Here is a 21,651-nt window from a genome sequence, read left to right as displayed (position 1 = left end):
ATCGAACACGGTTTCGGGAACACCCGCGCGGGATCGCGTGCTGGCCGGAGACATGACGACTGCACAGCGAAGCGACACCTTCTCCATCGGCGGGGACCTCCCCGTCCACCGCCTCGGCTACGGCGCGATGCAGATCACCGGCCAGGGCGTCTGGGGCGAGCCGGCCGACCGCGCCGGCGCGCTCGCCGTCGTCCGCGCCGCGGTCGAGCAGGGCGTCGACTTCATCGACACCGCCGACTCCTACGGGCCGTTCGTGAGCGAGCAGATCATCGCCGAGGCGCTGCATCCGTACGGCGACGAACTGGTCATCGCCACCAAGGCCGGGTTCACGCGGCAGGGGCCCGGCGTGTGGACGGCGGTCGGGCGCCCGGCCTACCTCACGCAGCAGGTAGAGCTCTCCCTGCGTCACCTCCGGGTCGAGCGGATCGACCTTCTCCAGCTGCACCGCATCGACCCCGAGGTGCCGCTCGCCGACCAGCTCGGCGCCTTCAAGGAGCTGCAGGAGCAGGGCAAGGTCCGCCACATCGGACTCTCGGAGGTGTCGGTGGAGGAGCTGAGGGCCGCGCGCGAGATCGTCGACGTCGTCAGCGTGCAGAACCTCCACAACCTGACCAACCGCAGGTCGCAGGACGTGCTGGACTACGCCACGGCCGAGAACATCGCGTTCATCCCGTGGTTCCCGATCGCCACCGGGGACCTGGCCGCGCCCGACAGCCCGGTGGCCGCGATCGCCGCGGAGCTCGACGCGACACCGGCCCAGGTGGCGCTGGCGTGGCTGCTGCAGACGTCGCCGGTCGTCCTGCCCATTCCCGGGACGAAGTCGGTGGAGCACCTCACCGAGAACCTCGGCGCGGCCGGTCTCACCCTGTCCGACGACGACATGGCCCGCCTGGACGCGCTGGCCTGAGGCCGATCAGGCCGGGACCTCCACCGGCCGCCTCCAGACGGGAGCGGGTGGTGGAGGGCTCGGCTGACGGCGGGGCCGGCGGGACAGTTGCACCGGCCCGTCCAGGTCGAGCACCCCCGCGAAGTCCGCCATACCGATCAGCCGGCGGGTCGCGGGGCCGGCGCCCACGATGCGGCACTGACGGCCCGCCGTGTCGAGCTCGGCGGTGAGGTCGGCGAGAGCGTGCAGACCGGAGCAGTCCCAGAACCGGACGCCGGCGACGTCGACGATCACCGCGCGGGCGCCGAGCGCAGCCGCCCGGGCGAGCTCCCGGGTGAGGAGCGGATCCGTCGACAGGTCGCTCTCGCCGGTCAGCCGAACCACGGTGCGGTCGGGGGCGGGCACGAGCGCAACGGTGAGCAGGGGCACGGCGACTCCGGCAGGGGGGAGCGGAAGCGTTGCTGTCCGGAATCGACCGTAATCGCTCAGTGACGTCTCCGCAACGTTTGGTGATCGCTCAATCACACAACGCTCTAGGATCCGATCGCGCGGGCCGTCCTGGGAGCCGTCACGATGGCGGGGTGGACCACGACGACCTCCGCCCCCTCAGGACCGCCCGACGTGCGGTCGGCACATCGACGACGCCGTGCGAAGCCGGTCCGCGCCGTGGCTGACGACCTGTCGCCCGAGGAGCGGGCCGTTCGGCGGGAGGCGGTCGGCGATCTCGGTTCGGCGCTGCGCGACCTGGTCGATGCCGCGGTTCTCACGGAAGTGCCCGTAGCGGAGCTCGAGGCTGTCACGTCAGCCACCCGACAGCTCGCCTGGCGGCGGCGGGCCCACGGTCGTGGACCGCAGGACATCGCCACGGTGGACGACCTCGCCACGGGAGAGCGCTGGTACAGCCCCGTGTACGGCCCCGGCAACCCCATCGCCCCGCCGATGGTCGCCACCGACAGCCCGGACGGCCGGGCCACCGGGCACGTGACCCTCGGCAAGCCGCACGAGGGCCCGCCCGGGCTCGTGCACGGCGGCGTGGTCGCCACCCTGCTCGACCACGTGCTCGCCAGGGCCGTGCGTGCCGCAGGACGCGGCGGGATGACCGCCACGCTCACGGTCACCTACCTGCGGCCGGTGCGCCTCGGCGTCCCCCTGCTGGTGACGGCCAAGGTGGCCGATGCCGACGGCCGGCGGACCACCGCCCGGGCCCGCCTGGTCGCCCGGGACGACCCGGGGTCGACGCTCGCCGAGGCGGAAGGCCTCTTCGTGTCGCTCCGGCCGGACGTACCCGCGGATGTCCTCCCCCCGACCGGGCCGGGCGGCGGCGATCGGCACGATCGCACCTGATTCCCGGTACCTGAACAGTGCCGTCCCGGCTACTGTCCGCCTCCTCCGGCCTCGGGAGGAACACGGTGGTGCGTTCGTACGGCTGGTTCGCTGCCCCCGGGGTGGCGCCCGGCGGCGGGGCCGCAGTGGAGGGCGACCTGCGTCCGGAGCTCGCCGACGTCGGCCGGCTCGCCCGGCGCGGGCTCCGCGCCGTCATCGGTGCCGCGCGGGCAGGAGAGCGGCCGCAGCTGTCCCGAATCCTGTCCGACCATCTGGGAGCGGGCGCCGGGGCCCACGACGTCGTCGAGGAGACCTGGCCCGGATACGACCACGTGAACGTGCAGGCCGGCCTGGACGCCTGGCTGGCCGATCCGCGCCGCACGTGGGAGCTGGTCGGGATCGCCAACTTCCAGCACACGATGTTCGGCCTCGGCGATCTCTTCGCCGACGAGGGCCGACACCATCCGATGGGACTGCGGCCCGGCAACCCGGCGACGGTCAACGTGGCCTGCGGTCCGGACGGCGAGGTGCGGCCGTGCCAGCGGTGCGGGATCTATCTGGTCGTCGAGGGAGAGGTGCGCACGACCATGTTGGTGCGCGGTGCCTCGCCGGAGTTCGGCAACGAGCGGGTGTCGCTGCAGATCGTGAGCAGCGACCCCGCAGCCGCGCCCCGGGTGGCCACGGAGATCCGGGCCGCGGCCCTCGAACACAACGTCTTCCGGGGGCAGGTGCTGTCCTTCGGTCAGGAGGTGTTCGGCCACAGGCAGACCCTGCTGCGGTTCCACCGCCGGCCGGTGCTCACCGCGGACCAGCTGATCCTGCGCCCCGAGACCCTCGCCGAGGTGCAGCGCCAGGTCGTCGAGGTGGCCCGGCACAAGGGCCGGCTGCTGGCGGCCGGTCAGCACCTCAAGCGCGGCCTGCTCCTCTACGGGCCGCCCGGGACCGGGAAGACCCATACGGTCCGTTACCTGACGAGCAGCCTGGTCGGCACGACGGTCCTCCAGCTCACCGGCAACGCCATGCACCTGGTCGCCGAGGCCTGCTCGGTGGCGCGGGCCCTGCAGCCGGCGATGCTGGTGATCGAGGACGTCGACCTCATCGCCGAGGACCGCGGGATGCACCCCGGCCGGCACCCGCTGCTCTTCCAGCTGCTCAACGAGATGGACGGACTGGCCGAGGACGCCGACGTCGTCTTCGTGCTCACCACCAACCGGGCGGACCTGCTGGAGCCGGCGCTGGCCGCCCGGCCCGGGCGGGTCGACCAGGCGGTGGTCCTCGACCTGCCGGACACCGATGCGCGACGCGCGTTGTTCGAGCTCTACCGCGGCTCGCTCCGGGTGGACACGTCGGGCCTGGACGACGTCCTGGCCCGCACCGAGGGCGTGACGGCGTCGTTCCTCAAGGAGCTGCTCCGGCGGGCCGCCCTGCTGGCCGCGACGCGGACGCCGGAGGGCGAGGAGCTGGCCGTGTCGGCGGGCGACCTCGGAGCGGCGCTCGACGAGCTGCTCGACACCCGCAACGCGATGACCCGCACGCTGCTAGGGAGCGCCGGTTGACTCCTCGGGCCGGAGCAGGGGTCCCTCGCCGCCCTCGCCGCGGCCCAGCGCCGCGACGAACCGCGCCAGCACCTCGTCGCCGCGATGCTCCGGCGTCCAGTCGAGCAGCCGGCGGGCCCGGGTGCTGTCCAGCGCCGGTGCGCGCAGACCGATGTCGACCCACCCCGGCTCCGTGGGGATCACGTGTGCGGCGAACGCGGCCTGGACGGCCGTCCGCACGGCGAGGGCGGGGACCGGGACCCGACGGGTGCCGAGCGCGCGGGCGATCGCCGCGGCGTCCATCAGCGGCTCGGCGGCGAGATTGAACGGCCCGGCCGCGCGCCGGCCCAGGATCCGGACGAGCGCGTCGGCGACGTCGTCGGCATGCACGAACGCGACCGACACCGCCGGCAGCGGGAGGGGGAGCAGCCGCGCCACCGAGCCGGGCAGCAGCCGGGCGGCCCCGAACAGCAGGGGCCCGAGGAAGTAGCGGGCGATCTCGCTGCCGGCGTCGGGCTGCAGCACCAGGGTGGGTCGCACGACGGTCAGGGTGAGGTCGCCGTGGCGGGCGGCGATCTCCCGGACGACCCGCTCGGCCTCGCACTTGTCGCGGCTGTACTGCGCGCTCGGGATGCCGGTGGTCGGCCAGTCCTCGGTGACCTGCTGGCCCACCGCCCCGGGCGCGTAGGCGCCGAGCGACGACATGTGCACGACGTGCGAAACCCCCGCCGCGGCGGCGGCGCGGACGACCCGGCCGGTCCCGCCCACGTTGACGCGGCGCAGGTCGTCGGGGTGCCGTCCCGGCTGCAGGGCCCACGCCAGGTGGACGACGGCGTCCGCGCCGTCGAGGAAGCCGCGGAGCACCTCGTCACCGGCAACCGTCCCGAGATCGGCGAGGTGCCAGCGGACCCCGTCGTAGGGGGCGACGTCCGGGGGCCGGCGCCGGGCCAGCCCGCGCACCTCGGCGACCCCGCTCCCCGGAGCGGTGAGCCGGCGCAGCAGTGCGGTGCCGAGGTTGCCGCTGGCACCGGTGACGGCGACCGTCGCGCCATGGAGATGGGGGAGGAAGGGATCGGGCATGCCTTCCGGCTACCCGGGCGGCCGGGGAGCAACCGGATCGCTGTCGCCGACGGGCTAGCTTCGCCGCATGATCCGCGGCGCGCACGTCATCCTGTACAGCACCGACGCCGAGGCCGACCGGGCCTTCCTGCAGGAGCTGCTCGGCCGCGGGCAGGTGGACGCGGGCGGCGGGTGGCTGATCCTGCAGCTCCCGCCGGCCGAGGTGGCGGTCCACCCGGCCGAGGGTTCCGGCGCCGTCGAGCTCTACCTCGTGTGCGACGACGTCGACGCCACCGTCGCGGAGCTGGGCGCCCGGGGGGTGACCGTCACCGAGCCGGTGAGCGACCAGGGCTGGGGACGGCTGACCGGGATCCGGCTGCCCGGTGGGGGGACCGTCGGCCTGTACGAGGCCCGTCATCCCACGGCGTTCGACCTCTGAGCCGAGCTCACCCGAACGACAGGCCCCGTTCCTGGAGTGCCTCGCGGAGGATGCGCAGCGCCTTCGGGCCCACTCCGTGCAGGGCTCCCAGCTGCCGCTCGGATACGCCGGCGAGCTGTTCCAGGCTGGTGTACCCGGCGGCGGTGAGGGCCCGGGTCGCAGGTGCGCCGACGCCGCGCGGGAGGTCCGCCGGGGGTGAGGTCACGAGGAGCTGCCGATCATCCGGGCCCGAGGCGAACCCCGTCCGCCTGAGCGGTCGCGCCCTCCTCGAGTTCCACGAAGATCGAGTGGCTCGGGGTGTCGCCGGTGTTCTCGCCGTAGTGCTGCTGCGCCGGAACCCAGACCGTCGTCCCCGCGGGGTGGAGGCTCATGCCCCTGCACAGTGCCGGGCCGCCCGTCGCACGGACCAGACGTTCCCGTGCGGATCAGCCGGTCACGGCATCGCTGGGGACCGTTGCGGCAGGACCGTCCTCGAGGGCCTGACCGCGCCGCTCGGGAAGGCCGAGGGCGGCGGCCGCGGCGACCACGAAGAAGGCCGCGAACGTGCCGAACACCAGGCCGGAGCCGCCCAGCTCGAGCAGCGGCGGGACGCAGAGCGGCGCGGCGATCGAGGCGATCCGGCCGAACCCGGCCGCGGCGCCCGCGCCGGTCGCCCGCAGCACGGTCGGATAGACCTCCGGCGTCACCGCGTAGAGCGCTCCCCAGGCGCCCAGGTTGAAGAACGACAGCACCATGCCGGTGACGAGCACCGCGGTGTCGCCGTCGGCGGCGGAGAACATGCCCGCCCCGACGGCGGACCCGACGAGGAAGACCGTCAGCGTCGGGCGCCGGCCCCACTTCTCGATCAGGTAGGCGGCGACCGCGTACCCGGGCAGCTGGGCCAGCGTGATGATCAGCGTGTAGCCGAACGACCGCACCAGCGAGAAGCCCGACGCGAACAGCAGCGAGGGCAGCCAGATGAAGGCGCCGTAGTAGGCGAAGTTGATGCAGAACCAGACCGCCCAGAGCGCCGCGGTGTGGCCGCGGGTGCCCGGCCCCCACAGCGCCCGCGGTCCCGGGACCCGCTGCGGCTGCGGCAGCGGCGAGGGCACGGGCTCGACGCCGGCCGCCTGCTCGAAGCGCCGCACGGCGGTCTCGGCCTCCTCGACCCGGCCGCGCAGCTCGAGGAAGCGCACCGACTCGGGCAGCCCCCAGCGGACGACGACGGCGTAGAGCGCCGGGGCCGCGCCGAGGGCGAAGGCCCACCGCCAGCCGCTGTCACTGACGGGGACCACCAGGTAGCCGATCAGCGCGGCCAGCGTCCAGCCCACGGCCCAGAACGCCTCGAGCCCGACCACGACCCGGCCGCGCAGGCGGGCCGGCGCGAACTCGCTGACCAGCGTCGAGGCCACCGGCAGCTCGGCCCCCAGGCCCAGGCCGATGAGGAACCGGAAGACCAGCAGCGCGCCGACCGACCACGACAGCGCGGCGGCCCCGGTCGCCACGCCGAAGACGAGCAGGGTGACGGCGAAGATCTGGCGCCGTCCGAACCGGTCCGCGAGCAGCCCGCCCAGGGTCGCGCCGAGCGCCATCCCGACGAAGCCGATGGAGCCGATGAAGGAGAGCTCGGTGGCGGTGATGCCCCACTGCTCCTGCGCCAGGAGGGAGGCCATGACGAAGGAGATGAGGCCGACGTCCATGGCGTCGAGCGCCCAGCCCAGCCCCGAGCCCACGACCAGCCGGCCGTGCTCACGGGTGAACGGGAGCCGGTCGAGCCGTTCGGCCCGGGTGAGCGGGGGAGCGGTTGCCGTCATGGCGAGAAGTGTGACAACCGGTGGTCCGCGTCGCAGACCCTCAGGCGGTGCGGACGTGGGCGGTGATCAGCTCGGCGACGCGGTCGGCGGCCAGCTCGGGGATCCAGTGGGAGACGCCGTCCAGGATCTCGAGCCGGTACGGGGCGTCGACGAACCGCGACGTCGCCTCGATCGCGGCGCGCCCGAGGAAGGCGTCGTCGGTGCTCCACACGTGCAGCGTCGGCACCCGGACCGTGCCGATCCCGTCGCGGGCGCCGAAAGGCAGTGCGCGGTACCAGCCGAGCGCGGCGGTGAGCGCGCCCGGCTCCTGCATCCGGGCGACGTAGTGCGCGGCGGTCTCACGCGAGAGGCCGCCGCTGCGCAGCGTCCCGCGCAGGGCCTTCCCACCCTGGGCCAGCAGGAGGCGCTCCGGGAGGAGCGGCAGCTGGAACAGGCCCATGTAGTACGACCGGAGGGCCTGATCGCTGGTGACCATGGCCTTGGCCATCGCGGCCGGGTGCGGCACCGAGAGCACCGTCAGCGTGCGCACCCGGTCCGGATGCCAGGCGCCGAGGCCCCACGCCACCATGCCGCCCCAGTCGTGGCCGACGACGTGGGCGCGCTCCAGCCCGGCGGCGTCCAGCAGGGCCAGGACGTCGGCGGCCGTCTCGCGGATCGTGTACTGCTTCCGGCCGCGCGGCCGGGCCATCGGGGAGTAGCCGCGCTGGTCGGGCGCGAGGGTGCGCAGCCCGTGCTGGTGGAGCTGGGGGCTCACCGCGTCCCACGCGGACGAGTCCTGCGGGAACCCGTGCAGGAGGACGACGGGCTCGCCGTCCGGCGGTCCCGCGTCACGGACGTCGAAGGTGAGACCGTCGCGTCGGAAGCTGTCCACGTGGCAGATGCTGCCAGTGCCACGACGAGCGGGGGCCGGAGGATCCCGCGAGGAGTGGCACGCAGCCGCCCCGCGAGGCGGCTCGACGAAGGGCGGCCGGAGGCCTCCCTGAGGAGGGCCGGGAAGGGCTCAGCGCAGCGGGGGACGCCCGCTGGCCGCGGTCGTCGACCGGTAGGGAGACAATCAGGTATGGAGTTGATCGTGCTCGTGGACGACGACGGTGCCGCCCTCGGCACGATGCCCAAGTCGCAGGTGCACCACGGGGAGACCCCGCTGCACCGGGCCTTCTCCGCGTACCTCTTCGACGACGCCGGCCGCCTGCTGATCACCCGGCGGGCCGCCGGCAAGGCGACGTTCCCGGGCATGTGGACGAACACGGTGTGCGGCCATCCCGGCCCCGACGAGGACGACGCCGCCGCGATCGCCCGGCGCGCTGGGTTCGAGCTCGGCCTCGAGGTGTCCGACGTCCGTCCGGCCCTGCCCGGGTACCGCTACCGGGCGGAGTTCCGCGGCGTCGTGGAGAACGAGATCTGCCCGGTCTACCTGGGCCGGTTCACCGGCACGCCGGAGCCGGAGCCCAGCGAGGTGGGGGAGTGGCAGCTGCTGGACTGGGCGGCCTTCCGCGAGCGCCAGGAGACCGAGGGGGACGCCTGGTCGCCGTGGTGCCGCGAGCAGGCGCGCCTGATCGAGGACGCCGGGCTGGTGCCGCTCGGCTGAGCGGCAGCCGCTTCAGCCGACGCTGTACAGCCGCGGGCCCTCGCCCGGACGGGGCTGCGGAACCGCCAGCGGGGTGGCGGTCAGCACGGCGAACGCGGCCTCGGCGTCGACCGGCACCGAGAACAGGTAGCCCTGGCCGAGGTCGCAGCCCAGCGCCGTGACGATGGTCTGCTGGTCGTGGGTCTCGATGCCCTCCGCGACGGTCAGCAGGCCCAGCGTGCTGGCCAGCTCCACGATCGCGCGCGTGATCACGTCGTCGTGCTCGTCGCGGCCGAGGCCGTCGACGAACTCACGGGCGATCTTGAGCATGTCGATCGGGAACCGGCGCAGGTAGGCCAGCGAGGAGTAGCCGGTGCCGAAGTCGTCGATGGCGATGCGGATGCCGAGAGCCTTGAGCTGCCAGAGGGTGGCGGCCGCCGCCTCGCGGTCCTGCATGAGGACCGTCTCGGTGATCTCCAGGACCAGGCGCTTCGCATCGAGCCCGGCGTCGGCCAGCGCCTCGGTGACCGTGCCGACGATGGCGGGGTCGGACAGCTGCCGCGCCGAGAGGTTGACCGTGATGGTGAGGGGCTGGCTCGGGTCGGCCTCGGCCCAGCGGGCCGCCTGACGGCAGGCCTCGCGGAGCACCTGGGTGCCGATCTCGACGATCAGACCGGTCTCCTCGGCGAGCCCGATGAACGCGTCGGGACCGACGACACCGTCGTCCGGGTGCTGCCAGCGCACCAGGGCCTCGGCGCCGGTGGGCCGGCCGGTGCGCAGGTTGATCAGCGGCTGGTAGACCGTGAAGAGCTCGCCCTCGCGGATCGCACGGTTGAGGGTGGCGATCTGCTCCTCGCGCGCGGACGTGGGGTCACCCATGCCCGGCTCGTAGTAGCTCGCGCCGCCGCCGCTGCGCTTGGCGGAGTACATGGCGATGTCGGACTGCCGGATGAGCTTGTCGGCGTTCTCGGTGTCGAAGCTGCCGACGGCGATGCCGATGCTGGCGCCGATCTTGGCGACATGGCCGTTGCCGAGGTCCACGGGGACGTCGAACTGCGCCTGGATCCGGTCGACGACGCGGGTGATCCCCTGCTGGTCGAGCGGGCCACCGAGCAGGACGGCGAACTCGTCACCCCCGAGCCGGGCCGCGGTGTCGGCCGGGCGCAGGCAGCCGCGCAGCCGGATGGCGATGGTGCGCAGCACGGCGTCGCCGACGTCGTGGCCGTACTCGTCGTTGACCGGCTTGAAGCCGTCGAGGTCCAGGTAGAGGACGGCGGGCCAGGCGTGCGTCCGCGCCGCCACCTCGACCGCCTGGCGGGCGCGGTCGAGGAACAGGGTGCGGTTGGGCAGCCCGGTCAGCGCGTCGTGCAGCGTCTGGTGGCGGAGCTGCTCCTTGAGGTCGGTGACCTGGCGCAGCGTCTCCTCGAGCCGGCCGCGCTCGAGCGAGGTGGCCACGTGCCGGCCGAAGGTCTCGAGCAGGGCTAGGTCGCTGCCGTTGAAGGTGGTACCCGCCCCCATCCGGCCGGCGACCAGCAGCACGCCGTGCACCCGGTCCTCCGTGCGCAGCGCGGCGACCATGGCGTCCTTCACGCCGCGCTCGGCGGCGTAGCCGTCGAGCAGACCGCCACGGCCGCCGCCGGCGCGGGTGATCAGCGAGCCCTGCGTCGTCGCCAGGCGCAGCAGCCGCTGCCGCTCGAGGTCGTCCACGGCCGGCGACATGACGACCGGGTCGTCGCCCTCCTGGCTCCGGCTGACGGTCATCCCACCGGTGCCGGCGCTGCTGACCAGCACCAGTTCGGCCACCTCGGCGTGGAAGGCGGTGCGGGCGGAGGAGAGGAAGTCCCCGAGGGCGGCCTCGACGTCGCCGCCGTGCAGCAGCGAGGTGACCTCGTGCAGCAGCTTGAGGTTCTCCTGCTGCTCGCGGGCCCGTGTGTAGGCGCGGTAGGCCGCGATGATCAGGAGGGTCGGGATCATCAGCAGCACGAGGGCCGCCGGGTCGTCCGCGGAGGTGCGGGCGATCACCACGCCGACGGCGCCGGCGCCGACGGTGAACGGCAGGGAGAAGCCGAGCATCCCGATCAGGGGCTGCATGTCGGCATGCCCCGTCGAGAGGGTCATGACGGCGAAGATGGCGGCCGAGGCCGTCATGGTGGCGACGGCGATGGCCAGCAGCTGTCCGGCGAAGGCCCACTGCTGGCCCAGCACCGAGCTGACGGCCGAGAACGTGAGCACCGCCATGGTGGCGGACAGCGCGAACTGCACGGTGTTGAAGGCCAGCTTCAGGCCCCGCTGGCGGCGGTAGAAGACCAGGATCAGCGTGGTCCCGGCCAGCTGCGCCAGCACGAGGTGCCACGGGAGGGCGAGCGCGAGGCCGGCGGCCAGGACGAGGTCGCTGAGCGAGAAGGTGTGCGACTCGCGCTTCCACTGCACGTGCACGATCAGCACTTCGCTGGCCGCGAAGGCCACCGCCCACAGCACCCACGGCAGGTTCAGGGCCGTGGGCGCCGCGGGAAGCGGCGCGACGACGATGACGAACAGGGTCACCGCAGTCGCGGCGATCCCCCCCGTGAGCAGCGCGATCTTCTGGGGCACGCCCAGAGAGAAGCGCCGGGGGGCGGCAGCGCCGCCGTCCGTCATCGTCGTCGTCATGGGATCAGCCCCACGCCAGACCGTTCCAGGACAGCCCGTTCCAGCTCAGGCCGTTCCAGGACAGTCCGTTCCAGCTCAGGCCGTTCCAGGAGAGCCCGTTCCAGCTCAGGCCGTTCCAGGACAGTCCGTTCCAGGAGAGCCCGTTCCAGCTCAGGCCGTTCCAGGACAGGCCGTTCCAGGAGAGCCCGTTCCAGCTCAGGCCGTTCCAGGAGAGCCCGTTCCAGCTCAGGCCGTTCCAGGACAGGCCGTTCAGGTCCACGTTCTTGAGCGGGCCCTTCCCGGCGGCAGCCTTGTCGAGCGCCTTGGCGAACTTCTTGCTGAACTTCGCGGCGTCCCACTTGTTGCCGGTGAAGTCGGTCTCGCCGCGGAGCTCCTTGCCGTTGTGCTTGACGATCGCGGTACCGCGCGACTTGTCCAGCGAACCGGCACCGGTCGACCGCTCCCAGGTCTGCACGGCGGTCGGCGTGGCTGCGGCACTGGCCGCCACCATGTCGATCAGACCGCTGCCCTGGGCGCGGGCGTCGGCGTTCGGCAGCGAACGCGCGGAACCCATCAGCAGCGCCTTGACCTGGTCCGGGGTGAGCTCCGGCCGCTGCTCGAGGAGCAGGGCCGCAGCGCCGGAGACGACCGCCGCGGACTGCGACGTGCCGCTGCCGCGGAAGAACCGCTCCCCGGTACGGGCACCCGGGTAGGCCGCGTCCAGGTGCGAGTTCGGCACCCGCAGGCTGACCACGGACTGGCCCGGGGCGACGACGTCGGGGTTGCGCGTGCCGTCACCACTGGTCGACCAGGACGGGACGATGTCGTCGTCCGTCGTCGCCGTGCCCACGCCGTCGGAACCGCCGACGGCGATCACGTACGGGTCGTAGGCGGGGTTGTTGAGCTTCGCGCTGCCGTAGCCGGTGTTGCCGGCGGCCACGACGACCACGATGCCCTGGTGCCACGCCTGCTCGGCGGCGAACGCCAGCGGGTCCAGCTGGTAGCGCTGGACACCGTCGGTGCCGAACGACATGTTCAGCACGCGGATGTTCAGCCCGTTGGCGTTCTTGTTCTGGATCACCCACTCGATCGCGGCGATCGCCTGCGAGACGTCGGTACGGCCCTCGGCGTCAGCGACCTTGATGCTGACGACCCGGGCGTCCGGCGCGATGCCGACGAAGTCGCCCGACGACGCGCTGTTCACGGTGCCGGGAGCTGCACTGTCGCGCCCGGCGATGATGCCCGCCAGGTGCGTGCCGTGCCCGTAGGTGTCCAGCGTCGCGACGGGGCTCGCCTTGCAGCCCGAGCTGTCGCAGGCGACACCCTCGAACGACATGTCCGGGCCGTGCACGACCTTGCCGGCGGTCGCCAGACCGTCGACCGTGACGACACCCGAGTCGATCAGCGCGACGTCCACGCCGGCGCCGGTGAAGCCGGCGTCCCACATGGAGGCGGCGCCGGTCATCTCGTGCGTGACCCGCTGCAGCGAACCGTTGAGCCCGACCTGGTTGTCGACCTCGGTGCTGGTGAGCGTCACCGAGGCGTTCTCGACGACCTCGAGGACACCCGGCGCGTAGCGCAGGACGCCCAGGCGGTCGGCCGGGAGGGTCGCCTCGAAGCCGCCGATGATGCCGAGCTGCTGCTCGACGGTGCCGCCCAGGGCCACGACGGCCCGCTCGGGGCCGTTGCCGGACCCCGGGGTCTCGCGGACGATGACCGACACCGAGTCGGCCGAGGAGGCCGGCGCGGCAGCGGCAGCCGCCGGTCCCGCCATGCCGGCGACGACTGCCGCCGCGGCGAAGACGGTGAGTGCCCGGCCGGCTGCCCGAGGCGGTCCGCCCCAGGTCACCCCGTATCCGGGCGTGGACGCGGAGGAGACCCCCGCGAGGCTGTTCTTCATGTAGGCCTGCACTTCCCTGTGTCGTGCGGGGCACGTCCGTGTGCCTTTGACGGTGACTGGATCGACACAGAGTGTGAGGAACAGGAGAGGGTCTGGACCCGAAGGCCCATGTACTTCACCCCGAGGGGGGAGGGGCCTCAGAAGGGCCCAGTGAGCGTGCCGTGTCCCGCGGACGGGTGAAGATATGACGGTCCGTGACGACGGCGACGCTCAGCGGAGGTACTAGCACTACAAGGCGTAACCGATCGGCCACGGGAGGCGAGGTCCGGCGCGTCGCAGGGTGTGGCTCCCCGAGCGGCCCCGCGGACCGCCCTAGCTTCCGGCCATGGACCGCCGGCGCTTCCTCCTCGTGCTCGCCGCGGGGCTGGCCGGAGCCTCTGTCGCCCGGGGCGCGAGCGAGCTGGGCGATCCCGACGCGACCCCGCCCCGGGTCCTCGCGCCGGCCGCCACGGGAGCTCCGTACCCAGCGGTCGCACGGCCTCCGACCGGCGTGGTCGATGCGCTTCCGGGCACCGGGAACTCGCTGGCACTGACCATCGACGACGGCACCAGCTCAGAGGTCGTCGCCGCGTTCGCCGCGCTCGCCGTGGAGACCGGGATCAGGCTGACGTTCTTCCCCAACGGCCGCTACCGCTCGTGGGCGGACAACGCCGCGGTGCTGCGGCCGCTCGTCGAGTCCGGCCAGGTCGCCATGGGCAACCACACCTGGTCCCACCCCGACCTGACCGGGCTCGGCGACCGCGAGGTCGCCGAGGAGATCGGCCGGAACCGCGACTTCCTCCACAGCACATTCGGCGTCACCGACAGCCCGTTCTTCCGCCCGCCGTTCGGCGCGAGGGACGAGCGCACCGACCGGATCGCCGCCGACGAGGGCCACCCCACCATCGCGATGTGGAACGGCACCCTCGGGGACGCCCGTGTCCTCGGCCCGGACGAGCTCCTGGCGTCGGCGCGGGAGTGGTTCGTCGCGCGGTCGATCGTCGTCGGCCACGCCAACCACCCACCCGTCACCACCGTGTACGGCGAGCTGCTGGACCTGATCGCCGAGCGGGAGCTGCGCACCGTGACCCTCGCCGACGTCTGGGCCACGCCTGGCCAGCGGCTTCGCGGCGCGACGGCCGGCGGCCGGGTGGCGCGGTAGCCCGGCCGCGGCGGCCCGACCTGCGCCGGGGCCGGACTTCCGCGAGGCTGTCGGGGGGACCTGGTCCGCCGACCTCACCTGCCACGGCACAGGAGAACAGACATGAGCTGGACCGCGCCGGACGACCCGACCCCGGACTCGGCCATGGCCTCCGGATCGGACGCGGGCGAACCCGGGGGGCACCTGGGGCCCGGCGACCTGGCGCCCGACGAGGAGCGCCTGCTGGCGGCCCTGGAACGCGACACCGGAGGCGCGGTCGTCCCACCCGCCGGGACGGTCGCGGAGGTCCGTGCCGCCGAGGACGAGGGGCCCCTGCCCGCCAAGGGCGGGCCGCCCGACGACGGCCTGAACCCGTTGTTCCAGTCGCCCGGGGAGCCCTGAGGCCTTCCGGCCGGAAGGTCAGCGAGCCCCGGCGTCGCCCTCCGCGCGGGGCAGCAGCCGTACGGCGACCAGCGCGACGTCGTCCTCGGCTCCGTCGGGGAGCAGCCGACGCAGCAGTGCGTCGCACACCTCCTCGACCGGCCGGTCGCGTTCCTCGGCCAGTGCCCGGCCGAGCACGTCGATCCCGTCGTCGAACGCCTGGTCGCGGCGCTCGACGAGGCCGTCGGTGTAGAGCAGCAAGGTCGAGCCCTGCTCGAGGACGACCTCCCGCTCGGGGCGGACGGCGAGCGGGTCGACGCCGAGGAGCAGCCCGGCTCGCGGCGTCGTCAGGAGGCGCTGCGTACCGTCGGGCGCCACGACGAGCGGCGGCAGGTGCCCGGCACTGGCCCACCGCAGCCGGTGGACGCCGGCGGCGCGGTCGGCCGCGGACTGCTCCAGCCGGCCGATCAGGACCGTCGCCAGCGCGCCCAGTTGCAGCCCGGCGATGGCCGCGTCGAGGCGGGTGAGCACCTGCGCCGGTCCTTCCCGGTTGTCGAAGGCGATGCCGCGCAGGACTCCGCGCAGCTGCGACATGCAGGCCGCCGCCGCGGTGTCGTGCCCGGCGACGTCACCGATCACCAGGACCGTCGAGCCGTCCGGCTGCAGGAAGACGTCGTACCAGTCGCCGCCGACCTGCGCCTCGCGCGCAGCGGGCACGTATCGGACGGCGACCTGCAGGTGGGCCGGCTGTGGCGGGTCGGTCAGCAGGCTGCGCTGGAGCGTCTCGGCCGCCCGCACGATGCTGCGGGACCGGGCGTACAGGGCCTCGAGCAGGTGGCTGCGCAGCTCGACGACCTCGGCCAGCTCCCGCGGCAGCCAGGGCTCCGACCGGCCGCGGACGACCTCCTGCCACCGCTCGAACGACTTCCGCGGACTGAGCCGCACCTCGTCGCCCTCGCGGGCGGCGATCGCCTTGTTGTGCGGATCGCCGCCCCAGTCGATGTGCCGGACCGCCTCCCCCCTAAACCAGAGGACGTACTGGCCCTCCGGCAGGGGCAGGACGACGACGCCGCAGGCGGGCGCGACCGGCACCCCCAGCGCGGGCGCCGTCCGGCGCAGGGCATCGGTGGCGACGACGTCCCCGCCGTGCCCCGCCGCCCATGCGGCGATCCGGTCGGCCAGCCCCTCGGGCAGCGCCGCACCGGCCGTCGCCCGGCGGCCCTGCAGGTGCACGGCGACGCCGTCGGCGGACAGGAGGTCCAGCAGGCTGGGCGAGCCGAGCAGCGTGTCGACCAGCGGCCGGTCCTCGTCCAGGGTGGCGGCGGTCAGCCACGCCAGGGTGGACCGGACCCGCAGCGCGCGGTGGACCTCGTCCTCCTCGGCCCGGTCCACCAGCCGCAGGGACAGCGTCGAGCCGAGGAACTCGGCGGCCGCGCGCGTGGCGTACGGCGGGGCGTGCGGACCGCTGTAGTGGTGGCAGGCGATGAGCCCCCAGAGCTTGTCCTCGCGCAGGAGCGAGATCGACATGGAGGCGCGGACCCCCATGTTCTTCAGGTACTCGACATGGATGGGCGACACGCTGCGCAGCGTGGAGTACGTCAGGTCCAGGGGCGGTTCGGCGGCCGTCCCCTCGGCACGTCGCAGCCGCGCCGGCGTGTAGTCCACGTCGGAGATCAGCCGGATCCAGTTCTTCTCGTACAGCGCGCGGGCCTGGGCGGGGATGTCCGACGCCGGATAGTGCAGGCCGAGGAACGAGTTGAGCTGCGGCGCCTTCGCCTCGGCCACGACCTCGCCGTTGTACTCGGCGTCGTAGCGGTAGACCATCACGCGGTCGAACCCGGTGAGCGTCCGGACCGCCTGCGCGGTGATGTCGTACAGCTCCTGCAGCGACGACGCCCGGTTGAGCTCGCCGATCGTGCCGCGGACGGCCTGGTAGGTGTTCGGGAAGGAGAAGGGCCGCGGGCCGCGGGCCGGCTCCAGCTCCACCACCAGCGAGGACGCCGGGTCGCCGTCCCCTCCCTGCGCCACCCGGTGCAGCAGCGCGTCGACCGGGACCGGGGACCCGGCGACGTCGAGCGTGATCTCGACGGGGTTCCGCTCGCGCAGGTCGCCGAACCCGCTGGCCGAGCGTGCCACCGCCCCGGCCGGCGCGGGCCCGAGCAGGTCGGCGAGCGGCAGGCCGAGTGCGTCCTGCCAGGGGAGGCCGACGAGGTCGGCCAGGTTCTCCGACACCTGCCGGACGACGAAGTCGGGATCGGTGACCTCGATGAGCACGCCGCGCGGCTGGATGCTGCCCGGGACGTGGATCGGTTCGCGCTCGCAGTTGCTGAGGTCGACCGGGGTGCCCGGCGGCAGCAGTTCCAGCGTCCGGTCGGCCTCCGTCACGCGGGCACCCGGGCGCTCGCGGCGGGGCGGCACCACGCGGCGAGCGCGCCGAAGGTCGAACGGGCGGCGGCGACCATCGCCCCGGCGTCCCCGCCCGCCGCCACCCGGTCGCGGGCCGCGCGGCGGAAGTCGCGCCACATGGCTCCGGTCTCGGGACCGTAGGGCGAGAAGGCCCTCAGCCGCAGGCCCGACAGCGCCGGCACGGTCGCGAGGTGCCGGTCGATGAAGGCCCCCCCGAGCGTCGAGCCCTCGAGGACGTAGAGCCGGCCCATGGCCTCGTCGGTGCCGGCCGGGGGCGGGAGTTCGGGAGCGTCCGCGGCGCCCCGGGCGCCGAGCGTCGCCAGGTCGGCCGCGAACAGCCCCGCCCGGCGCCGTCGCTCCCAGGAGACCTGCCCGGCGTCCCCCGGATGGCGGGCGGCCCAGGCGTCGAGCCCGGTCTCCGCGGCCTGCCAGAACCCGTGCATCCGTGCCAGCACGTCGGTGAGCCGGGTGCGGTCCAGCGCCGGGTCGAGCAGATCGAGCGAGCGCTCCAGGTCTGCGTGCTCCGCCGCCGTACCGCTCCGCAGCATCCGGAGGACGTCGTCCTCGCCGTGGTGCTCCGGACGCAGACCTTCAGCCATCGCACCCGAGCCTAGGTCAGCCCGGTCCACGCCGCGGGGGCAGGCGGGCCCCCGCACGAGACGGACCGCCTCCGGGAACGCGCGCAGGGGCGGCCGGTGCCGCCGGTAGCGAGGTCGAGGCCGGGAGAGCCGGTACGCGTGTCGCTGGCCCGGCGCCGCCCGGCTGCCTAGCGTCGAGGTGTTCCCGTCCCGTCGCGCCGGAGGTCCCGTGCTCACCCAGAAGGCTCTCCTCGCCGCGTCGCGCCGGCCGGGGCTGCGCCGACTCGTCACCGGGAACCCGGCCAGCCGGCGCGTCGTCGACCGGTTCGTCGCGGGGGAGACCCTGGCCGACGCGCTGGGCGTCGTCCGCACCCTGGCCGCCGACGGCATCGCGGTCACCCTCGACCACCTGGGCGAGGACATCACCCGGCGGTCGGAGGCCGAGGACTCCCGGGATGCCTACCTGGCGCTGCTGGCCGGCCTCGCCCCGCTGGGGCTCGGCCGGGCGGCCGAGGTGTCGGTGAAGCTGTCGGCCTTCGGCCAGGCGCTGCCGGGTGGGCACGACCTCGCGCTGGAGCTGGTCCGGCCGGTGGTCGAGGCGGCCACGGAGATGGGCACCACGGTCACCCTCGACATGGAGGACCACCGCACCGTCGACTCCACCCTCGCCGTCCTCGCCGAGCTCCGGAAGGAGCACCCCGGCACCGGTGCCGTGCTGCAGGCGATGCTGATCCGCTCCGAGGACGACGCGAAGGCCCTCGCCGTCACCGGGTCCCGGGTGCGCCTGGTGAAGGGGGCCTACGACGAGCCGGCCGAGGTGGCCCACCAGAAGAAGAAGGCCGTCGACGCCGCCTACGCACGCTGCCTGGACATCCTCATGGCCGGGCCGGGCTATCCGATGGTCGGCTCGCACGACCCGCGGCTGATCCAGCTGGCCCACGAGCTGGCCGCGCAGAACTCGCGGGCCGCCGACTCCTGGGAGGTGCAGATGCTCTACGGCATCCGCCCCGACGAGCAGCGCCGCCTCGCCGCCGCCGGTACCCGCGTGCGGGCCTACGTCCCCTACGGCGTCGACTGGTACGCCTACTTCATGCGCCGTCTCGCCGAGCGCCCGGCGAACGTCCGCTTCTTCCTGCGCTCCCTCGTCACCAGGTCCTGACTTCTGAGGGGCCAAAATGGCCGTGTTGGCCCCCGATCTCACCGGAAGGTCCACCCCATGGACGCCATCACGCAGGTGCCGGCTCCCCGCAACGAGCCGGTCCTGACCTACGCGCCCGGTTCTGCCGAGCGCGCGGCCCTGGAGACCCGGCTGGCCGAGCTCGCCGCCGACCAGCTCGAGCTGACCGCCACGATCGGGGGCCGGCAGCGGATGGCGGCCGGCGAGAAGTTCGAGGTCGTCCAGCCGCACCGGCACGCCGCCGTCCTCGGGACGTCGGCGCACGCCACGCATGCCGACGCCGAGGACGCCGTCCGCTGCGCCAAGGAGGCCGCGCCCGGCTGGGCCGACCTCTCCTTCGACGACCGGGCCGCCGTCTTCCTCAAGGCCGCGGACCTGCTCGCCGGGCCGTGGCGGCAGACGCTGAACGCCGCGACGATGCTCGGCCAGAGCAAGACGGCCTACCAGGCGGAGATCGACGCGGCGTGCGAGCTGATCGACTTCTGGCGCTTCAACGTGCACTTCGCCCGCCAGATCCTCGCCGAGCAGCCGACGTCGGCGCCGGGCGTGTGGAACCGGGTCGACCACCGGCCGCTCGAGGGGTTCGTCTACGCCATCACGCCGTTCAACTTCACCGCGATCGCCGGCAACCTGCCGACCGCGCCGGCGCTCATGGGCAACACCGTCGTCTGGAAGCCCTCGCCCACGCAGCAGTTCGCCGCGCACTTCCTGATGCGGCTGCTCGAGGCCGCGGGCCTGCCGCCCGGCGTCATCAATCTGGTCCCCGGCGACGGCATCCCGGTCTCGGAGGTGGCCCTGGCCGACCGCGACCTGGCCGGCATCCACTTCACCGGCTCGACCCCGGTGTTCCAGCACCTGTGGCGGACGGTGGGGGAGAACATCGCGTCCTACCGCGGCTACCCGCGGATCGTGGGCGAGACCGGTGGCAAGGACTTCATCGTGGCGCACTCGTCCGCCGACGTGGATGTACTGCGGACGGCGATGATCCGCGGCGCGTTCGAGTTCCAGGGCCAGAAGTGCTCGGCGGCCTCCCGTGCGTACGTCCCCCGCAGCGTCTGGACCCGGCTGAAGGACGACCTGGTGTCGACCACCGAGTCGCTGTCGATGGGCGACGTCACCGACTTCTCGAACTTCATGGGCGCCGTCATCGACCGGAAGTCGTTCTCCAAGCTGTCCGGCGTCCTGGACCGGGCGAAGGACGACGCCGCGCTGACGGTGATCGCCGGAGGGACGGCGGACGACAGCGAGGGCTACTTCGTCCGGCCGACGATCATCGAGGGCACCGACCCCGGGCACGAGGTCTTCAGCACCGAGTACTTCGGGCCGGTGCTCGCCGTGCACGTCTACGAGGACGCCGACTACGACGCCGTGCTGACCCAGATGGAGTCGGTCGCGCCGTACGCGCTGACCGGTGCCGTGATCGCGCAGGACCGTGCGGCGATAGCGCACGCTCAGCACTTCCTGCGCAACGCGGCCGGCAACTTCTACGTCAACGACAAGCCGACCGGCGCCGTCGTCGGTCAGCAGCCGTTCGGCGGCGGGCGGGCCTCGGGGACCAACGACAAGGCCGGCGCCCCGCAGAACCTGCAGCGCTGGACCAGCACCCGGTCGATCAAGGAGACGTTCGTGCCGGCCACCGACCACCGCTACCCGCACATGGGCTGACGCCTCCCGCAGTCGATCATCGGCTCGTTCCCGCTCCCCGCGGCGTGTCCGGCCGTGTCGGCGGCAACAACCCGATGATCAACGGTTCGGGAGGGCGGCGACGATCCCGTCGACCACCTCGCCGGGCTCCCCGGTGCCCGGGACGGTGATGCCCGGTTCGTCGTCCCCCAGGGGTTGGAGCGCGGCCAGCTGGCTGCCCAGCAGGGACGGCGGCATGTAGTGGCCCTTCCGCGCGGCGAGGCGCTCGGACAGCACGGCCTCCGGGACGGCGACGTAGGCGAAGAACACCGACCCGTTGCCCTCCCGGAGCAGGTCGCGGTAGCTGCGCTTGAGCGCCGAGCAGGTCAGCACGCACGAGGCGCCGGCCTGCTCGCGCTCGGCGATCCATCCGGCGAGGGTCCGCAGCCAGGGCTCGCGGTCGGCGTCGTCGAGCGGGATCCCGGCGCGCATCTTCTCGACGTTGGCGGCCGGGTGGTGGTCGTCGCCCTCGGCGAACTCCCAGCCCGTCCGGCGGGCGAGCTCGACGGCGACCGTGGTCTTCCCGGACCCCGACACCCCCATGACGACGACGGCGGTGGGGCGGGTCATGCCCCGGACCGTAGTTCCTGCGCCGGCCAGCGGACCGCTCCGTCGTCGTCGAGCACCGCGCCCTCCGACGGGCGGTGCCCGGGAAGCCGGCCGTCGGGCATGAGGTGCGCCACCGGGACGCCGCGCCCCAGGACGGCCACGTCGGCGATCAGCCGGCGGTGACAGCGCCACCACACGCTCTCGCTGCACATCACCGCCACGGTGCTGCGCCCCGCCTCGCCGAGCACGTCGTCGAGGGCGGCGCTGAACTCGGGCGTCCGGGTGTGCGCGGCGTACGCGGCGAACTGCGCCACCGTCCACCAGCCGTCGGCGACGGGCCCGCCGGGCGGCAGGCGTCGCCGGCCGCCGAGCCGCTCCTCCCAGCGGTAGCTGACGCCGAGCTCGGGCAGCCAGGCCGCGAGGGCGTCGCGAGCGACGTCGGGGTTGCTGCGGCTGCCCGGGAAACGGCGGACGTCGACCAGGGACGTGACTCCCGCCGCGGTCAGGCGCGCCCCGAGGCGGACGCGGTCCTCGGGGCCGTGACCGACGGTGAGCAGCGGCATGCGTTCCTGCCTACCCGGAGGCACGGAGTCGCGCACCGCAGGTCATGCTCGGACGAACGGAGGT

The 21,651-nt window shown here is 73.7% G+C and carries 21 protein-coding genes; 9 read left to right on the top strand and 12 right to left on the bottom strand.

Going from position 1 to position 21,651, the window contains the following annotated elements:
- The first annotated feature begins 52 nt into the window (after positions 1–52).
- A complete protein-coding gene (locus tag E4P39_RS03000) occupies positions 53–907 on the top strand; it encodes an aldo/keto reductase (protein ID WP_135134919.1) in 855 nt (284 codons plus the stop codon).
- Between the two features lie 6 nt (positions 908–913).
- Here the strand turns inward: E4P39_RS03000 and E4P39_RS02995 are convergent, their stop codons facing one another.
- Positions 914–1,291 (bottom strand): STAS domain-containing protein, encoded by a 378-nt coding sequence (locus E4P39_RS02995; protein WP_167761538.1) that lies wholly within the window; start codon positions 1,289–1,291, stop codon positions 914–916.
- Between the two features lie 261 nt (positions 1,292–1,552).
- On the opposite strand from E4P39_RS02995, the gene E4P39_RS02990 reads away from it, so the two are divergent.
- Together E4P39_RS02990 and E4P39_RS02985 are read left to right on the top strand one after the other, a co-directional pair.
- Complete coding sequence (locus E4P39_RS02990) at positions 1,553–2,230, top strand: PaaI family thioesterase (RefSeq protein WP_167761537.1); 678 nt, start codon at positions 1,553–1,555, stop codon at positions 2,228–2,230.
- Between the two features lie 68 nt (positions 2,231–2,298).
- Positions 2,299–3,765, top strand: coding sequence for an ATP-binding protein (locus E4P39_RS02985; protein ID WP_135134916.1), 1,467 nt, complete (start codon positions 2,299–2,301; stop codon positions 3,763–3,765).
- On the opposite strand, the gene E4P39_RS02980 is transcribed toward E4P39_RS02985, so the two are convergent.
- Positions 3,748–4,824, bottom strand: coding sequence for an NAD-dependent epimerase/dehydratase family protein (locus tag E4P39_RS02980; protein ID WP_135134915.1), 1,077 nt, complete (start codon positions 4,822–4,824; stop codon positions 3,748–3,750). The two genes, E4P39_RS02985 and E4P39_RS02980, sit on opposite strands and share 18 nt — an antisense overlap.
- Before the next feature lie 67 nt (positions 4,825–4,891).
- Between E4P39_RS02980 and E4P39_RS02975 the strand changes: the two genes are divergently transcribed.
- Positions 4,892–5,242, top strand: a complete 351-nt coding sequence (locus E4P39_RS02975) for a VOC family protein (RefSeq protein WP_135134914.1) — start codon at positions 4,892–4,894, stop codon at positions 5,240–5,242.
- A 7-nt stretch (positions 5,243–5,249) separates the two neighbouring features.
- On the opposite strand, the gene E4P39_RS02970 is transcribed toward E4P39_RS02975, so the two are convergent.
- The 4 genes from E4P39_RS02970 to E4P39_RS02955 are packed head-to-tail and all read right to left on the bottom strand — an operon-like array spanning position 5,250 to position 7,906.
- The gene (locus tag E4P39_RS02970) at positions 5,250–5,447 is read right to left on the bottom strand and encodes a DNA-binding protein (RefSeq protein ID WP_135134913.1); all 198 of its coding nucleotides are present in this window, start codon (positions 5,445–5,447) and stop codon (positions 5,250–5,252) included.
- Between the two features lie 13 nt (positions 5,448–5,460).
- The gene (locus tag E4P39_RS02965) at positions 5,461–5,613 is read right to left on the bottom strand and encodes a hypothetical protein (protein WP_209306314.1); all 153 of its coding nucleotides are present in this window, start codon (positions 5,611–5,613) and stop codon (positions 5,461–5,463) included.
- Positions 5,614–5,667: 54 nt separating this feature from the next.
- Positions 5,668–7,035, bottom strand: a complete 1,368-nt coding sequence (locus tag E4P39_RS02960) for an MFS transporter (protein ID WP_135134912.1) — start codon at positions 7,033–7,035, stop codon at positions 5,668–5,670.
- A gap of 40 nt (positions 7,036–7,075) precedes the next feature.
- Positions 7,076–7,906 (bottom strand): alpha/beta hydrolase, encoded by an 831-nt coding sequence (locus tag E4P39_RS02955; protein ID WP_135134911.1) that lies wholly within the window; start codon positions 7,904–7,906, stop codon positions 7,076–7,078.
- A 189-nt stretch (positions 7,907–8,095) separates the two neighbouring features.
- Between E4P39_RS02955 and idi the strand changes: the two genes are divergently transcribed.
- Positions 8,096–8,623 (top strand): isopentenyl-diphosphate Delta-isomerase, encoded by a 528-nt coding sequence (idi, locus tag E4P39_RS02950; RefSeq protein WP_135134910.1) that lies wholly within the window; start codon positions 8,096–8,098, stop codon positions 8,621–8,623.
- A 12-nt stretch (positions 8,624–8,635) separates the two neighbouring features.
- On the opposite strand, the gene E4P39_RS02945 is transcribed toward idi, so the two are convergent.
- Complete coding sequence (locus tag E4P39_RS02945; protein WP_135134909.1) at positions 8,636–11,251, bottom strand: GGDEF and EAL domain-containing protein; 2,616 nt, start codon at positions 11,249–11,251, stop codon at positions 8,636–8,638.
- Positions 11,252–11,255: 4 nt separating this feature from the next.
- A complete protein-coding gene (locus E4P39_RS02940) occupies positions 11,256–13,130 on the bottom strand; it encodes a S8 family serine peptidase (protein ID WP_135134908.1) in 1,875 nt (624 codons plus the stop codon).
- A gap of 325 nt (positions 13,131–13,455) precedes the next feature.
- Here E4P39_RS02940 and E4P39_RS02935 point away from each other — a divergent pair, with 325 nt between their 5' ends.
- Positions 13,456–14,271 carry a polysaccharide deacetylase family protein gene (locus tag E4P39_RS02935; RefSeq protein WP_135134907.1) on the top strand — a complete coding sequence of 272 codons (816 nt, stop codon included), beginning with the start codon at positions 13,456–13,458 and terminating at the stop codon, positions 14,269–14,271.
- 102 nt (positions 14,272–14,373) lie between these two features.
- Positions 14,374–14,652: a hypothetical protein gene (locus tag E4P39_RS02930; RefSeq protein WP_135134906.1), complete on the top strand. Its 279-nt coding sequence runs from the start codon at positions 14,374–14,376 to the stop codon at positions 14,650–14,652.
- A gap of 18 nt (positions 14,653–14,670) precedes the next feature.
- Here the strand turns inward: E4P39_RS02930 and E4P39_RS02925 are convergent, their stop codons facing one another.
- Together E4P39_RS02925 and E4P39_RS02920 are read right to left on the bottom strand one after the other, a co-directional pair.
- A complete protein-coding gene (locus E4P39_RS02925) occupies positions 14,671–17,016 on the bottom strand; it encodes a SpoIIE family protein phosphatase (protein WP_135134905.1) in 2,346 nt (781 codons plus the stop codon).
- On the bottom strand, positions 17,013–17,636 hold the full coding sequence (locus tag E4P39_RS02920; protein ID WP_135134904.1) for a biliverdin-producing heme oxygenase: 624 nt from the start codon (positions 17,634–17,636) through the stop codon (positions 17,013–17,015). Before E4P39_RS02920 ends, E4P39_RS02925 begins: the two co-directional genes overlap by 4 nt.
- Positions 17,637–17,844: 208 nt before the next feature.
- On the opposite strand from E4P39_RS02920, the gene E4P39_RS02915 reads away from it, so the two are divergent.
- Positions 17,845–18,774 (top strand): proline dehydrogenase family protein, encoded by a 930-nt coding sequence (locus E4P39_RS02915; protein ID WP_135134903.1) that lies wholly within the window; start codon positions 17,845–17,847, stop codon positions 18,772–18,774.
- Positions 18,775–18,831: 57 nt separating this feature from the next.
- Positions 18,832–20,457 carry an L-glutamate gamma-semialdehyde dehydrogenase gene (pruA, locus tag E4P39_RS02910; protein WP_135134902.1) on the top strand — a complete coding sequence of 542 codons (1,626 nt, stop codon included), beginning with the start codon at positions 18,832–18,834 and terminating at the stop codon, positions 20,455–20,457.
- A 78-nt stretch (positions 20,458–20,535) separates the two neighbouring features.
- On the opposite strand, the gene E4P39_RS02905 is transcribed toward pruA, so the two are convergent.
- Positions 20,536–21,045 carry a gluconokinase gene (locus E4P39_RS02905; protein ID WP_135134901.1) on the bottom strand — a complete coding sequence of 170 codons (510 nt, stop codon included), beginning with the start codon at positions 21,043–21,045 and terminating at the stop codon, positions 20,536–20,538.
- Complete coding sequence (locus tag E4P39_RS02900) at positions 21,042–21,587, bottom strand: DUF488 domain-containing protein (RefSeq protein ID WP_135134900.1); 546 nt, start codon at positions 21,585–21,587, stop codon at positions 21,042–21,044. The genes E4P39_RS02905 and E4P39_RS02900 overlap by 4 nt, the downstream gene beginning before the upstream one ends.
- Positions 21,588–21,651 lie beyond the last annotated feature (64 nt).

Origin of the sequence: Blastococcus sp. CT_GayMR19, from assembly GCF_004570385.1 — a bacterium.
Lineage (GTDB): Bacteria > Actinomycetota > Actinomycetes > Mycobacteriales > Geodermatophilaceae > Blastococcus_B.
Note: the sequence above shows the minus strand (reverse complement) of the source record. Positions and strands in the feature narration are given on the sequence as shown.

Coding starts and splice junctions, on each gene's coding strand:
- E4P39_RS02900 (WP_135134900.1), bottom strand. CDS start 21,587: ATGCCGCTGCTCACCGTCGGTCACGGCCCCGAGGACCGCGTCCGCCTC.
- E4P39_RS02905 (WP_135134901.1), bottom strand. CDS start 21,045: ATGACCCGCCCCACCGCCGTCGTCGTCATGGGGGTGTCGGGGTCCGGG.
- E4P39_RS03000 (WP_135134919.1), top strand. CDS start 53: ATGACGACTGCACAGCGAAGCGACACCTTCTCCATCGGCGGGGACCTC.
- E4P39_RS02945 (WP_135134909.1), bottom strand. CDS start 11,251: ATGACGACGACGATGACGGACGGCGGCGCTGCCGCCCCCCGGCGCTTC.
- E4P39_RS02980 (WP_135134915.1), bottom strand. CDS start 4,824: ATGCCCGATCCCTTCCTCCCCCATCTCCATGGCGCGACGGTCGCCGTC.
- E4P39_RS02920 (WP_135134904.1), bottom strand. CDS start 17,636: ATGGCTGAAGGTCTGCGTCCGGAGCACCACGGCGAGGACGACGTCCTC.
- E4P39_RS02930 (WP_135134906.1), top strand. CDS start 14,374: ATGAGCTGGACCGCGCCGGACGACCCGACCCCGGACTCGGCCATGGCC.
- idi (WP_135134910.1), top strand. CDS start 8,096: ATGGAGTTGATCGTGCTCGTGGACGACGACGGTGCCGCCCTCGGCACG.
- E4P39_RS02960 (WP_135134912.1), bottom strand. CDS start 7,035: ATGACGGCAACCGCTCCCCCGCTCACCCGGGCCGAACGGCTCGACCGG.
- E4P39_RS02935 (WP_135134907.1), top strand. CDS start 13,456: ATGGACCGCCGGCGCTTCCTCCTCGTGCTCGCCGCGGGGCTGGCCGGA.
- E4P39_RS02940 (WP_135134908.1), bottom strand. CDS start 13,130: ATGAAGAACAGCCTCGCGGGGGTCTCCTCCGCGTCCACGCCCGGATAC.
- E4P39_RS02975 (WP_135134914.1), top strand. CDS start 4,892: ATGATCCGCGGCGCGCACGTCATCCTGTACAGCACCGACGCCGAGGCC.
- pruA (WP_135134902.1), top strand. CDS start 18,832: ATGGACGCCATCACGCAGGTGCCGGCTCCCCGCAACGAGCCGGTCCTG.
- E4P39_RS02965 (WP_209306314.1), bottom strand. CDS start 5,613: ATGAGCCTCCACCCCGCGGGGACGACGGTCTGGGTTCCGGCGCAGCAG.